The sequence below is a fragment of the Pseudomonas sp. LAP_36 genome, assembly GCF_019456785.1.
GTDB classification, from domain to species: domain Bacteria; phylum Pseudomonadota; class Gammaproteobacteria; order Pseudomonadales; family Pseudomonadaceae; genus Aquipseudomonas; species Aquipseudomonas tritici.
Genome location: NZ_JAHZMS010000002.1, coordinates 1021015 through 1034948, shown reverse-complemented (window position 1 = coordinate 1034948; position 13934 = coordinate 1021015). Strand labels below are relative to the sequence as shown.

Below are 13934 nucleotides of genomic sequence, written 5' to 3'. Positions count from 1 at the left end.
ACTGAAAATCATCGACTCTTGGCAATCACTTCGCCCATGTATTGATTCAAATCGCGGAAATCGTTAACCCTCCAAGTGAACGGCGGTAGCTTTACGCCGTTCTCTCGCAACGTTCTGGGGATCAAGTCTCCATTGGGGCGAAGTATGATCGAAGAGACGATCACGCCCGGATAATCATGCAGTCGCTTTTTGAAAGCGGCTGTTGTCAGGTCAGGTGTAGGCGGGTTGCTTTTATTGGCCAGTGGCCCAGTACCTTTGATATCCGCTCCGTGGCACATCGCACAGCGCTGCACATAGAGATTTCGTCCGTTGGTGTTATCTGCGAAGGCCAGGGATGTGTGTGCCAGCGATAAAATGCCGAGCGAAGCGATGAACACTATTTTCATTTCCATATGGCCTTGTTGTGTCGAATGGCGAACAACTCATTGAACAAATAGTACACCTGCCTGTTGTTATTTTTATGAGAAAAATCCTACAGATAGGCGGGATTTTTCATTCTTCTAGTCGATATTTTTCCTCCTAGGATGGCGCGCTCGCTTGATCGCAAGCGAGACGGCAAGGGCCGCTCCATCGGTCCTGCAGCCATAAGAACATGCTTAGGAGTCAACACATGAAGATGACCAGTGTGAGCAAACGCCTGCGCCGCTCGGCCTGGGCCGTGATCGTCGCCGGTGCATTGGCAGGCTGTGCTACGCCGCAGCCGCCTGCGGCAAAAATCTCCCTGGCGCGTGATTCGGTTGGGCGCGCCTTGGCGGCGCAAGCGACCCAGTTCGCCCCGCTGGAGATGAAAACCGCCCAGGACAAACTGGCACGCATGGAGCAAGCCATCGGCGAAAAAAATTACGTCCAGGTCGACGCCTTGGCCGATCAGATCGAAGCCGATGCCGGCCTGGCCGAAGCCAAGGCCACTGCGGTGCGTAAACAACAGGTCTTGAAGCAGGCGCGGGAGGGCATCCAGGTGCTCAAGCAGGAAATGCTCAACGCCCCCGCGACTACTCACTGAGGATCTTGCCATGCGTACCACTCTCGTCATTCCTGTTCTTTCGGCCCTGGGCCTGGCCTTGGCCGGCTGCGCTACGCCACCGGAAAACCCGCAACTGCTGCAAGCGCGCAGCCAGTTCTCCAGCCTGCAGCAAAAGCCTGAGTCCAACACCCTGGCGGCGGTTGAAACGCGCATCGCCTCCAACGCACTGGACCGCGCCAACCAGTTGTCACTGCACAGCCGTACTGACCCGCAGATCGATCAGCTCGCGTACCTCGCGACGCAGAAAATCGCCCTGGCTGAGCAGACCATCGTCGGTCGCAAAACCGATGCGCAACTCGACAACATCGCGGTCGACCGTACCCAGGTGCAACTCGACGTTCGCACTGCGCAGCTCAAGGCCTTGCAGGCGATGAAAGCGCAGCCTACCGAACGTGGCCAGGTCGTCACCTTTGGCGATGTGCTGTTCGATACCGGCAAGGCTGAGTTGAAGCCGGGCAGCCAACGGGATTTCCAGGGGCTGGCGAACTTCCTGTTGCAGAACCCGGAGCGCCAGGTACGCGTTGAAGGTTTTACCGACAGCACCGGTGGCGATGCTTACAACCAGAGCTTGTCCGAGCGCCGTGCCCAAGCGGTTGCCCGTGGCCTGCAACGCCTCGGCGTCGGGGCTGAACGTATTGCAGTGATGGGCTACGGCAAGCAGTTCCCGGTCGCCGATAACCTCAGCGCGCCGTCACGCCAGTTGAATCGCCGTGTGGAAGTGATTGTGTCCAACGATGCGTCGGCGGTCAGCGCTCGTCGCTAAGCGGGCGGGTTGTTCGATGTGGCAGTTGTCGCGCCCCGGCGCGGCATGCCCATGAACCGGGAGCGGCACTGCCGCTCTCGGACTTGACGCTTGCCAGTCGGTAACGTGTATCAGCCGAAGCCAACGATGGCTTTGGTTTCCAGGTATTCCTCAAAACCATAGATACCGTACTCGCGCCCATTTCCCGAGCGCTTGTAACCGCCGAAGGGCGCCATGGGGTTCCAGGCCGGGTAGTTCAGGTGCACTTGCCCGGCGCGAATGCGCGAGGCGACGGCACGCGCAAGCTCAAGGTCTTGCCCCTGAACATGGGCACCCAGCCCGTAAACCGTGTCGTTGGCGATAGCGACTGCTTCATCGACTGTGTCATACGCAATGATGCAGAGCACCGGGCCGAATATTTCCTCTTGAGCAATGCGCATGGCAGTGGCCACTTCAGAGAACACAGTCGGTCGGGTATAGAAGCCCTTTGCAAAACCCCGCACACGCCCTGGCCCACCGCACAGCAGTTTTGCACCCTCGTCGAGGCCAGCGGCGATCATTGCTTGCACGCGATCGAATTGTGCGCGGTTGGCGATGGGGCCCAGTTGCGTCTCTTCCAATTGCGGGTCACCCACGATGAGTGCATTGGCAGTCTGCGCGGCCAGTGCCTCGACCTCCGCCAGGCGGTTTCTGGGCACAATCATTCGGGTCGGCGCGCTGCACGATTGCCCGACATTGCGAAACGCTGACATCACGCCCAGCGGCACAGCCTTGGCGAAATCTGCATCGGGCAATAGCAGGTTTGGCGACTTGCCGCCCAATTCCTGTGTGACCCGTTTCACTGTAGGCGCGGCGGCTTGTGCAACCAGTGCGCCGGCGCGGTTTGAGCCGGTGATTGAAATCATGTCGATATCGGGGTGGGCCGCGATGGCTGCACCCACGTCGGGACCGCTGCCGTTGACTAGGTTGAACACACCGGGCGGCAAGCCGGCGTCGTGCAATAGTTGTGCAAAGAGCAGGGCGCTCAGGGGGGACAGTTCGCTGGGTTTCAAGACCACGGTGCACCCGGCGGCGATGGCCGGGGCGACTTTTGCGGTGATTTGATACAGCGGCCAATTCCACGGCGTGATGAGACCGCACACCCCGATAGGTTCGCGTTCGATCGCCGTGCCGTCTTCCACCGTCCGAAAGCGGTAGCTGGCCAGCAGGTCACGTGCGACGCGAACGTGCTCGGCCGCCAGCGGCACCTGCATGGCCCGCGCAAAACTGATGGCAGCGCCCATCTCCAGAGAAAGCGCCTGCGCCAGCGCCTCTTTGCGCTCAAGGATCAACTCATGGATTTTCCCGAGGATTTGCGCGCGCGACTCGACGGAGCGCGCCGACCACTCGGGGAACGCTGCACGCGCCGCCGCGACCGCACGGTCGACATCCTCGGCCGAGCCGCGCGCTACCTCGGCTACCACCTCTTCAGTGGCCGGGTTGACCACCGGCAAACTGGCCGGGACGGCAGGGGGCGTCCAACGGCCGTTGATATAAAACTGCTGAGACGTTGGCAGATCAACGCGGTCGTTATTCGAAGAGTGTGTGGTCATCCAACGAGCTCCTTGGAGCGGTGATAAGCGCTGCGAACAGCGGGGCCGGGCGTCTGGATACGCTACCAAAACGGCCCAGGCAAAAGATGCCGTTGTTCAAGCCTGCAAGGAATAATCTGCCGTATCCGGCGGGCTGGCCTTGCATCATGCTGAGCCCTAGCCGATCGCTTGAGTCACCAGCGCAAATTGTTGGATCCCGTCGCGCGATTGCGGCGGCACGCCCAGTACCATCCGCGGCGCCCGATCAACGCACGGCAGCCCCAGGCTTTCCAACCAGTCGGCCAACCCGCACTCGCTGAGAATGTCGAAGCGCACAAACGCACCAGGAATCAACTGCAGCAGGTGGCTGATCAACTGTCGGGTGGTCCAGGTCCTGCGCGACCACCGGACCAATGATATGGCCGCGACCAAAGCGACGGAGCAGGGCGCAACCCTTCAGGTGCCCGTCTACATCGATGCCGACGACGTGCTCGGCCGTTGGCAGCAGATCGTTGAGGACTGCGGTACGGTCCAGTCCACTGCCGGCATTGGCCAATTCAATCACCTGAGGGTAATCGGCCAGGTTTAACGCACGACATTTTGCAAAGGGCGCCGGCGTCTGCGGCACCCCTTGGTGTTGCTGAATACGCGCGAAGTCAACGAACCCCATGCTTGCATACAGCGGCGCGCCTGACTCGGTGGCGTTGAGGATCGGCGTGCGCGGCGCCGCGGCGTCCAGGCACCGCTGCATCAACTGGCGGCCGATGCCTTTGCCTTGATGTTGATCGCTCACGATCACCAGGCCGATGGAGGAATAGGCGCCTTGGTGGCAAGCGAACGCTACGCCCACCAACTGCCCCGCATGCTCGGCGACAAAGCCTTCCGACGTGCGCTGCACCATGGCCCAGTCTTCCTCGCGGTGCGGCCATTTAAGGTGCACCGAGAGCGCGTGGGCGGCGGGCATGTCTGCCGCGGTAGCCGTGCGGTACGCATAGGCGTGGGTCATATGAGTTTTCCTGTGCTGAGAAGGCTTGTGGACAGCTGCGCTGTAAGCGATGGCTGCGTGAACCGGCGGATATCGAAGGGACTGATCAAGGTGCTGGTACTGCCGGTGCTGATCAATTCGGCCATGACATCGCCGACGCCGGGGCCGAGCTGGAAGCCATGGCCGCAGAAACCAAACGCATAAAACAGCCCGTCCACCATACCGCTTGGGCCCATCACCGGCAGCGAGTCCGGTGTGTAGCTCTCGATGCCGCTCCACACGCGGATGATGTTGAGATTCTCGGCGCCTGGCAAAAGTCGGCGCATCTGCCGCATTTGGTTAAGCAAACTTTCCGGCTTGAAAAACGCCCGTCGGTTGACCATATCCGGGGCGCAACGGTTACCACCCCCGATGATGATGTTGCCACGTGGGATCTGCCGGAAGTAGATCACCTCTTCCTTGATTTTGGTGAACACGCCAATCACGGTCGGCAAGGCGTAGGGCACTGGTTCAGTGACGGACATCTGCGGGCCGTTGGGTTCCAGCGGCACCGGCTCACCGAATTGCTCGGACAACCGGGCTGCCCAGGCGCCGGCGGTAATCAGCAATTGCTCGGCGGCGAACAACTGCCCATCGGTGGTGGTGACGTGGAACAGGCCGTTGACCTTCTGCACGTCGGCCACTTCGGTTCTTTCCTCGATTCGCGCCCCTAGGCGACGCGCCGCACGGGCAAACGCCGGGGCGGCCAGGCGTGGGTTGGCGTGACCGTCGTGGGGCGCGTAGGAACCGCCCTTGACCTCCGGGCCAAGGAAGCCGAAGCGTTGATGCAGCTCGGCGCCGCGATAGATTTTCAAGTCCAGTTGCACCGCTTCCGGCGCGGCGGCATAGGCCTCCAACTCGGCGATTTCGTCTTCGCGGTAACACACGCGCATGTGGCCACTGGGGATGAATTCGAGGTCATCGTCGATCAGTTCCGGCAGGCGCTTCCACAGCGCCCAGGAACGGTTGGCCAATTCAAGCTGCCCCAGGTAGCGCCCCTGGCGACGGACGTTGCCGAAGTTGACGCCGCTGGCGTATTGACCAATCTGATCGCGCTCCAGCAGCGTCACCGCACGGCCGCGCCGGCTCAGGAAAAACGCCGATGAGGCGCCCATGATGCCGCCGCCAATGATCAAGACATCACTTTTTTGCGCGTTCATGAAGGCTCCTCTTGTGCGCCTCGGGCCACGGCTTCGATTTCGATCAGGTAACCATGGTGCAACATCGGGACCGGTACCACGGCGCGGGCTGGCCGGTGCTCGCCCAAATAGTGTGCATAAATGCGGTCAAACGCCGGCCAATGTTCTATCCCGACCACATACACCGTCACTTTGAGCAGGTCGCGGGGGCTCAGCCTGGCTTCCCTGAGGATCGCTATCAGGTTGTCGAGGGCAATCGACGCCTGAATCTCAAACGGTTGATCGGCGCTGTGCTCGCCATTGGCGCGTACCGGCAATTGCCCGGACACGTACATCACGCCGGCGTGGACCACCGCCTGCGAATAGTGCCCGCCCGGCGCTGCCGCGTCTGCGGTATGAATCACCTCTGGATTACCAGCCATGCAAGCGACTCCATGTATGCACCGCGCCGTCGGCGTCGAGGGCGTGATAGTCCGGGAACTGCGCGCCGGTGGCGCAGGCATGGTTGGGCAGGATGCGCAGGCGACTGCCGATAGGGAAGCGCGCGGCAAGCGCGTCACTGTTGGCGGCGCCCAGGGTGATGATGCCATGTTCCTGGTTGGCGCCCGTGACCAGCGCCCCGTCGATCCAGTCGCCCGCTTCGGTACACACTTGGCCATAGCCAAAGTCCTGGCGCTGACGCTGCGTGCCGCGGTCACGGCTCATGGCCATCCAGCCGGCGTCCGTGATGATCCAGCCTTTGTCCGGCTGATGGCCGATCACGGTGGTCAGCACGCTCAACGCCAATTCGTCTGCCCGGCATACGCCAATGTTGTGCATGACCAGGTCGAAGAACACATAGACGCCTGCGCGCACTTCGGTGACGCCGTCGAGGTTGAGCGCCGATAGCGCGGTGGGCGTGGAACCGATGCTGACTTCAGGGCACGCCAACCCGGCTGCGCGGATGCTCTCGGCGGCGCGCACGCAAAGGTCGCGTTCCTGTTCGGCCAACGCTTGCAGGGCTTCAAGGGTGTCCAGTTCGTAACTGGAACCGGCGTGGGTCATCACACCGCGCAGGCGCATACCGCCGCCGCCGCTGAGGATGGACGCGACATCGATAAGCGCAGGGTCTTCAGCGGCCAGGCCGGAGCGATGGCCGTCGCAGTCGATTTCAATCCACACGTCGAAGCGTTCATCGTGTTGCTGGGCGAACGCGACGATGGCCTGGGCACCTCTGACGCTGTCGGTGAGCACGCTCAGGTCGCAACCGTTGCGCCGCAGTGCCAACGCCTGGGGTAATTTGCCCGGTGCAATGGCAACGGCGTAGAACACATCGCGGATGCCTTGGGTGAAGCAATGCTCCGCTTCTTTCAAGGTGGAAACCGTGACGCCGCTGGCCCCCGCAGCGAGCTGCGCCTCGATCACGGGCAGGCACTTGCTGGTTTTGATGTGGGGGCGCAAGCGCACGCCGAGGCTGTCCATGCGTTGCTGCATACGCTGGATATTGCGCTGCATTCGCGGGACATCGATGAGCGCTGCTGGCGTGTCGAGAGAGGCAATCGGCGTGGGCATGACGGGACTCGGATGGCTGGGTACGGCAACACTCTACTCAGGCATCCTTAAGGTGTGGTTCAATCCAGGCTCATCAATCATTAAGTAAAATTGAATGATCTCCATCGAAGACCTGCGTCTCGCCGTGACGCTTGCACGTTCGGAGTCGCTGAGTGCAGCGGCCAGGGCGCTGAACGTCTCGCCGCCGGCGCTCTCCATGCGCCTGCGTAAGTTGGAGACGCTGCTGGGGCTGACCCTGGCCAATCGCGATGCGCGGCGCCTTAGCCTTACCGCCGATGGCGAGCGGTTTTCGCGTGAAAGCGCGCTGCTGCTGGAACAACTCGAGGCGCTCCCGGAGTCGTTCAGGCAAAAGGACGAGAGGCTGGTGGGCACGTTGCGGCTGGCGGCGCCGTTTGGCTTTGGTCGACAGCGACTCGCGCCGTTGCTGGCGCGTTTTATACGCTTGCATCCGCAGCTTTGCCTGCACTTGGATTTGCGTGAGACGCCCTGGCCTGACCGGCATGACAGCGACGCAGTGATTCACATCGGCCACCTCAATGACAGCCTGTGGACGGCCCGGCAACTGTCGCCGAACCAACGCTGGTTATGCGCGAGCCCGGCTTATCTGCAAGCGCAGGGCGTGCCGTCGACGCCGGACGAGCTCACGGCGCATCGCTGCATTTGCATTCGTGAAAATGATGAAGACGTCACGCTGTGGCATATGCGCAAGGGCCAGGGGCGCAAGACGCTGCGCATCGAGCCCGTCTTGTTGAGCAACGATGGCAGCGTCGCCCGGCGCTGGGCCGAGCAAGGGCTGGGGTTGGTGCTGCGTTCGCAGTGGGACGTGAGCGACGCCATCGCCAACGGCAGCCTGGTACGGGTACTGGCCGATTGGAGTTTCGACAGCGCGCCGGTCAACCTGCTGGTGCCGTCGCGCAAGCTTCGCAGCCCGCGCGTGCAGGCGTTGGTGGCGTTTCTGGAAGAGGCGTTGAAGGTGTGATCAGCTTGCGCTGATCTCCGTTATTTCACCGCATACACCTTGCGTACGTAAACCGTACTGGTCCAGGCGCAGGGTGCGTTTTTGGCGACGAATACGGTGTCGCCGGTGTTGACGGTCACGTCGATACCTTTGTCATCCTGCAGCGTGACACTGCCCTCAAGCAGGTGCATCAATTCGTGCAGTTTGTGCGGGCGGCCGTGGCGGGCGTAAGGCGTCGAGTCCCAGACGCCGATGCGCAACTCGGTGGCCGCGTCGTCGAACAGGTTGAGTGCGCGGCACTGCGGCGTGGGGCCGATCAGGATCGCAGGTTCCGGGGCGGCCGAGGGGTTGAGCAGGGTGTACGGGTCGAGGAAGGTCAGGCCGGGGCAGGCAGGGACGTCGGACAGGTCGAGGGCGCAAAACGCCCATTCACTGTTGGCACTCGCCTGTACGGTGAGGTGGGTGCCACGGCCGATCACGGCACTGGCGCCGACACCCAGTTTCAGTGTTTGTCCTGCGCTGCTGAGTACCACTTGGCCGGCGTGCACCACCAGCGTCTCGCTATGGGGGAAATCTTCGATCACGGCTTCGCCGCTGAACTGCACCCGGCCTGCGGACACACCGTCGTCGCCCCGCCAGGCGAGTTGGCGGCTGTCGCCGAAGGGGTCAAGTGCGCTCAACGCTGCGTTGTTGAAAGACGTGGCAACGCTACTGCCGTCGGCGCGAGCCAACAGCAGGATTTGGGGAGATGACATGTGGAGTGCTCCGGGAGGAAAGTCAGCCGATCGCCTGGGTGATCAGGGCAAACGGGTATACGCCTTGGCTGGCCTGGGGCGGCGTGCCCAGGGACATCTGTGCGACGGTGTCGATGTTTTTCAGGCCGGCGCTCTCGAGCCAGTCGCTGAGGCCGCAGACTACGGGGATATCGATGCGCACAAAGGTGTCGGGGACCTGCGCCAGTAACGCCGCGATCAGGTGCTTGGCCTGGTTGAGGTTCTCGGCGACCACCGGGCCGATGCAGCGGCCACGGCCAAACGGGCGCAGCAGGGCGAAGCCGCGTAACTGGCCGTCGCGCTCGATGCCCACGGCGTGCTCGACCTGCAGGTCGCGCAGCACTTTGCGGCGGTCCAGGCCGCTGGCGGCCTTGGCCAGGGCCAGCAGCGTGGCGTGGTCATCGGCGCCCAGCGCACGGCAGCTTTCGCCGGGTGCCAAGGCCACAAGGTCGGGCACCAACGCTTGGCCTTGATGCTGCTGGACCCGGCCGAACTCGACGAAGCCCTGGCTGGCATACAGCGGCGCGCCGGCGAGGGTGGCGTTGAGCAGGGGCGTGCGTGAATCGCAGGCGGCGAGGGCCTTTTCCATCAAACGACGGCCGATGCCTTGTCCTTGATAGTCATTGCTGACGATCACCAGGCCGATGGTCGCGTAATCGCCTTGGGGGCAGGTGAAAGCGCTGCCGATCAGGCGTTCGCCGTCCATCACCACGAAGCCGTCGCTGACCCGTTGCAACATCGCCCAGTCTTCCAGGCGGTGGGGCCATTTCAGTTGCACTGACAAGGCATGGGCGGCGGGGAGGTCGGCCACTGTCATCGGGCGGTAGGTATAAGCGGGGTGTGGCAGGGTGGACATGGCGAGCCTCCAGGGAACGTGGTTTTTAGCACGGCGAGGGTGCTTGTATCCCACCTGGCCTGGAGGCTGGCAAGAGGGGCGGGCACATTCGGTAGATTCCCCGAGCTGTTCAAGGCGGGACCACAGTTGCTACTTAATTGGTGCAGGTGCGCAGCAGCAAATGCTTCCTGTAGTGAGCGGGCTTGCCCCGCGCTGGGTGGCGACGCCGCCCCAAACCAGGCGACCTGGATTTATCCTGATACTCGGTGGTGTCCTTATTGGGGCGGCTTCGCCACCCGCGCGAGGCAAGCCGCTCACTACAGGTGGCGGGTCAATCAGCCCGCCACACTTTCTGCCGCCCACACCCCCTATTCTTGAGGCCCTGGCCCTGGAAATCCCCATAAAAGCGCACAAACAAAGGCCCTGCCCAAGCCTGGCGCGCACCGCAAACTCTGCTGAGCCCAACCCCCAAAACGGTGGTTTGTATTGAGCGCGGGTCGTTTTAGACGGCATATGCTGATTTCACAGTGGTGTAATGAACCTGTGCTGCAACGAGGCCGACGCGCCGCCAGGGCAGCGAACGCTTGTCACATTCAACTGACTCCAGGACCGCACTCAATGAGCTTTCTTCGCCCCAAATTCATTACGTTCGACTGCTACGGCACGCTCACCAACTTTCATATGGGCACCATGACCCGCGAGCTGTTCGCTGACCGCATCACTCCTGAGCAGATGGACCAGTTCGTCAAGGACTTCTCGGCCTACCGTCTTGACCAGGTCATGGGCGACTGGCGCCCGTACGATGAAATTCTCAAGACCGCCCTGGCCCGTACCTGCAAGCGCTGGGGTATCGACTACCGCGAAGAAGGCCAGCTGTATTACGACGCTGTGCCGACCTGGGGGCCCCATGCGGACGTGCCGGCCGGTCTGTCGAAGATTGCCGACAAGATCCCCTTGGTGATCTTCTCCAATGCCATGGACAGTCAAATCATGTCCAACGTCGACAAGCTCGGCGCGCCGTTCCATAAAGTGTTCACGGCTCAACAGGCCCAGGCCTACAAGCCGCGGCTGGCGGCGTTTGAATTCATGCTCGACAACCTCGGGTGCGGTCCGGAAGACATCTTGCATGTATCTTCCAGCTTCCGTTATGACCTGATGTCGGCCCATGACATGAAGATCAAGAACAAGGCCTTTGTTGCCCGTGGCCACGAAGTGCCGGCCAATGCGTTCTACGGTTACCAGCAGATCACCGATATCGGTGGGTTGCCGGCGTTGGTCGGTCTGTAAACGCGCACCTTGAGGGTAAGACATGGGCAGTGAATCCTATTGGCTCGACACCGCACCGGCGTTTACCGGTGCCCAGCTGGGCGGCTTGCCCAAGCAGGTCGACGTGGCCGTGGTCGGCGGTGGGTTTACCGGCCTGGCGGCTGCGCGGGCCTTGGCGCTCAAGGGCGCCAGCGTCGTGGTGCTGGACGCCGGGCGCGTGATCGGTGAAGCCTCGGGGCGTAACGGTGGGCAGTGCAACACTGGCGTGGCCCAGGATTACGCCGGGCTGCACGCCAGCCTCGGTGCCGCCAAGGCGCGCGCTTATTACCAGGCGTATGAGCGCGCGGTACAGAGCGTGGTGTCGCTGGTCGAGCAGGAAGGGATTGCCTGCGACATGGTGCGCAACGGCAAGCTCAAGCTGGCGGCCAAGCCCATGCATTACGAAGGCCTGGCCCGCACGTGCGAGCTGATCCGCCAGGAGGTGGATGCCGATGTCGAGCTGCTCAGCGCCGAACAGACCCACGCCGAAGTCAACTCGGCGCAGTTCCATGGCGGTTTGCTGCAACGCAACGGCGTGCAGATGCATGTCGGGCGCTTTGGCGTCGGGTTGGCCGAAGCGGCGGCGCGGCGTGGTGCGATGATTTACGAGCACACGGCCGTCAAGGATTGGAAGGCCCAGGCCGGCGGTTATCAGGTCAATACCGCCAAGGGGTCGCTGCACGCCGGGCAAGTCTTGCTGGCCACCGGCGCCTGTCAGCATGGCGACCTTGGCTGGTACCGCCGGCGCATCGTGCCGGTGGGTAGCTTCGTGATTGCTACCGAAGTCTTGCCCCAGGCGTTGATCGACCAATTGTTGCCGCAGCGCCGTGCGTACGTCACCAGCCGCATGATCGGCAACTACTTTCGCCTGACCCCGGACAACCGCCTGCTGTTTGGTGGGCGTGCGCGGTTTGCCATGTCCGACAGCGTCTCCGACGCCAAGAGCGGCAAGGTGCTGCAAGCGGCGATGCTGAACATATTCCCGCAGTTGGCGGGGGTAAAAATCGACTACTGCTGGGGTGGGCTCGTGGACATGACGTCCGACCGCCTGCCCCGCGCCGGCCAGCATGGCGGCGTGTTCCATTCCATGGGCTACAGCGGCCATGGCGTGCAGATGTCGGTGCACATGGGCCAGGTCATGGCCGACGTCATGGCTGGCAACACGGCGGCCAATCCGTGGCGTGAACTCGAATGGCCGGCGATTCCCGGGCATTTCGGCAAACCCTGGTTCCTGCCGTTCGTGGGCGCCTATTACCGTTTCCAGGACTATTTGCACTGAGTTGCCGTTGTTGCGTCACCGTCGTTTGCGTTTCCAGGACGCTCCGGACATCCGTGAGCACTCGATTCTTCCGATTATCGACAGGTAGCCTTGCTATGACTGACAAAAAAAACACACCCGAGCTCATTTCCGGCCAGGAAAGCCTGCGGGTGTTTGAAAGTCTCAACCGCGGCATGTCACGCCGCAACGCTTTGCAAATGCTCGGCGTTGCCGGTGTGGCCGCCGCCGGTGCGGGCAGCCTGTTCGGCAGCGCCGGTCAGTTGTTCGCCGATGAAGCCGCCGTTGAGGGCAAAGGCAAGCCCGGTGGCAAGATCCGTGTCGCCGGCATGTCCAGCTCCACCGCCGATACCCTTGACCCGGCCAAGGGCGCACTGTCCACCGACTACGCACGCCACTACATGTTCTACAACGGCCTGACCCGTTTCGATAAGCACCTGGTGCCGCAACTGGAACTGGCTGAGCGCATCGACAATACCGACGCGACCGTGTGGACGATCACCCTGCGCAAAGACGTGACCTTCCACAACGGCAAGGCCCTGACGGCCGCCGACGTGGTGTTCTCGCTGAACCGCCACAAAGACCCGCTCACCGGCTCCAAAGTCATGCCGCTGATGGAGCAGTTCGCCGAGATCAAGGCCAGCGGCCCGAACGAAGTGCAGATTCGCCTCAGCGCGCCAAACGCCGAGCTGCCGTCGATCCTGGCGGTGTCGCACCTGCTGATCGTGCCCGAAGGCACCACCGATTTCGGTAAAGGCATCGGCACCGGACCGTTCACCGTGGGCGAGTTCAAGCCAGGTGTGCGCTCGATTGCCGTGCGCAACAAGAACTACTGGAAACCGGGCCTGCCGTACCTCGACGAGATCGAATTCATCGCCATCGCCGACGAACCGTCGCGGGTCAACGCGCTGTTGTCGGGCGACGTGCACATGATCAACGAGGTCAACCCGCGCTCCACCACGCGCATCGCCGCGAGTGCCAAACACCGGGTCGTGGATGCGCCGTCGGGCAACTACACTGACTTGATCATTCGCCAGGACCAGTTGCCCGGCAAAAGTCCGGAATTCACTCAGGCCATGAAGCTGCTGCTCGACCGTGAGCAGGTCAAGTCCGCGGTGTTCCGTGGGTTTGCCGTGGTCGGCAACGATCATCCGATTGCGCCGGGTTCGCGTTACTTCAACACCGACTTGCCGCAGACGGTCTACGACCCGGAAAAAGCCAAGTTCCTGTTGAAGAAAGCCGGCATGGAAAGCATCACCATGCCCGTCATGGCATCGCCTGCCGCCACCGGTTCGGTGGACATTGCTGTGCTGTTGCAGCAATCGGCCAAACAGGCCGGGCTCAAGCTCGACGTGAACCGCTTACCGAGCGATGGCTACTGGTCCAACCACTGGATGAAACACCCGCTGAGCTTCGGCAACATCAACCCACGGCCGAATGCCGACGTGATGTTCTCGCAGTTCTTCCAGTCCAAGGCGCCGTGGAACGAGTCCGGCTGGCAGAACGACCAGTTTGACCAACTGCTGATGCTCGCCCGTGGCGAAACCGACGACGCCAAGCGCGCCAAAATGTATGGCGACATGCAGGCGCTGGTGCACGACCACTGCGGTATCGGCGTGCCGGTGTTCATCAGCAACATCGACGGCGTGGACCAGCGCGTCAAAGGCTACGGCACCAACCCGTTGGGCGGTTTCATGGGCTACATGTTTGCCGAGCAGGTGTGGTTGGACGCGTGA

Annotated in this window: 13 protein-coding genes and 1 pseudogene; 6 read left to right on the top strand and 8 right to left on the bottom strand. The window is 62.3% G+C overall.

The annotated features are described in order from the left end of the window. Nucleotides 1–8: 8 nt before the first annotated feature. A complete protein-coding gene (locus JBO08_RS10405; protein ID WP_139113221.1) occupies nt 9–386 on the bottom strand; it encodes a c-type cytochrome in 378 nt (125 codons plus the stop codon). A gap of 224 nt (nt 387–610) precedes the next feature. Here JBO08_RS10405 and JBO08_RS10400 point away from each other — a divergent pair, with 224 nt between their 5' ends. Both JBO08_RS10400 and JBO08_RS10395 read left to right on the top strand, forming a co-directional pair. Further along, nucleotides 611–1003: a DUF4398 domain-containing protein gene (locus JBO08_RS10400; RefSeq protein WP_049712476.1), complete on the top strand. Its 393-nt coding sequence runs from the start codon at nt 611–613 to the stop codon at nt 1001–1003. 10 nt (nt 1004–1013) lie between these two features. After that, nucleotides 1014–1787: an OmpA family protein gene (locus tag JBO08_RS10395; protein ID WP_065890684.1), complete on the top strand. Its 774-nt coding sequence runs from the start codon at nt 1014–1016 to the stop codon at nt 1785–1787. Nucleotides 1788–1897: 110 nt separating this feature from the next. Here the strand turns inward: JBO08_RS10395 and JBO08_RS10390 are convergent, their stop codons facing one another. From JBO08_RS10390 to JBO08_RS10370, 5 genes and pseudogenes are all read right to left on the bottom strand, one after another. Continuing rightward, the gene (locus tag JBO08_RS10390; RefSeq protein ID WP_220075064.1) at nt 1898–3358 is read right to left on the bottom strand and encodes an aldehyde dehydrogenase family protein; all 1461 of its coding nucleotides are present in this window, start codon (nt 3356–3358) and stop codon (nt 1898–1900) included. A 156-nt stretch (nt 3359–3514) separates the two neighbouring features. After that, nucleotides 3515–4343: pseudogene (locus JBO08_RS10385) on the bottom strand (GNAT family N-acetyltransferase). After that, nucleotides 4340–5521, bottom strand: coding sequence for an FAD-binding oxidoreductase (locus tag JBO08_RS10380; protein ID WP_065874027.1), 1182 nt, complete (start codon nt 5519–5521; stop codon nt 4340–4342). The pseudogene JBO08_RS10385 and the gene JBO08_RS10380 overlap by 4 nt, the downstream one beginning before the upstream one ends. Continuing rightward, nucleotides 5518–5922: a RidA family protein gene (locus tag JBO08_RS10375; RefSeq protein ID WP_065874026.1), complete on the bottom strand. Its 405-nt coding sequence runs from the start codon at nt 5920–5922 to the stop codon at nt 5518–5520. The genes JBO08_RS10380 and JBO08_RS10375 overlap by 4 nt, the downstream gene beginning before the upstream one ends. Further along, nucleotides 5912–7051 carry a DSD1 family PLP-dependent enzyme gene (locus JBO08_RS10370; RefSeq protein ID WP_220075063.1) on the bottom strand — a complete coding sequence of 380 codons (1140 nt, stop codon included), beginning with the start codon at nt 7049–7051 and terminating at the stop codon, nt 5912–5914. Before JBO08_RS10370 ends, JBO08_RS10375 begins: the two co-directional genes overlap by 11 nt. 94 nt (nt 7052–7145) lie before the next feature. Here JBO08_RS10370 and JBO08_RS10365 point away from each other — a divergent pair, with 94 nt between their 5' ends. Next, nucleotides 7146–8030 (top strand): LysR family transcriptional regulator, encoded by an 885-nt coding sequence (locus tag JBO08_RS10365; protein WP_220075062.1) that lies wholly within the window; start codon nt 7146–7148, stop codon nt 8028–8030. Between the two features lie 20 nt (nt 8031–8050). Here the strand turns inward: JBO08_RS10365 and JBO08_RS10360 are convergent, their stop codons facing one another. Together JBO08_RS10360 and JBO08_RS10355 are read right to left on the bottom strand one after the other, a co-directional pair. Continuing rightward, complete coding sequence (locus JBO08_RS10360) at nt 8051–8764, bottom strand: cupin domain-containing protein (protein ID WP_220075061.1); 714 nt, start codon at nt 8762–8764, stop codon at nt 8051–8053. 22 nt (nt 8765–8786) lie between these two features. Further along, nucleotides 8787–9638, bottom strand: a complete 852-nt coding sequence (locus tag JBO08_RS10355) for a GNAT family N-acetyltransferase (protein ID WP_220075060.1) — start codon at nt 9636–9638, stop codon at nt 8787–8789. A 597-nt stretch (nt 9639–10235) separates the two neighbouring features. Between JBO08_RS10355 and JBO08_RS10350 the strand changes: the two genes are divergently transcribed. The 3 genes from JBO08_RS10350 to JBO08_RS10340 all read left to right on the top strand — a co-directional run bounded on the left by JBO08_RS10350 (nt 10236) and on the right by JBO08_RS10340 (nt 13934). Continuing rightward, nucleotides 10236–10904: a haloacid dehalogenase type II gene (locus tag JBO08_RS10350; RefSeq protein ID WP_065875916.1), complete on the top strand. Its 669-nt coding sequence runs from the start codon at nt 10236–10238 to the stop codon at nt 10902–10904. A 22-nt stretch (nt 10905–10926) separates the two neighbouring features. Beyond that, a complete protein-coding gene (locus JBO08_RS10345) occupies nt 10927–12201 on the top strand; it encodes an FAD-binding oxidoreductase (RefSeq protein ID WP_065880922.1) in 1275 nt (424 codons plus the stop codon). A 95-nt stretch (nt 12202–12296) separates the two neighbouring features. Further along, complete coding sequence (locus JBO08_RS10340; protein WP_065875920.1) at nt 12297–13934, top strand: ABC transporter substrate-binding protein; 1638 nt, start codon at nt 12297–12299, stop codon at nt 13932–13934.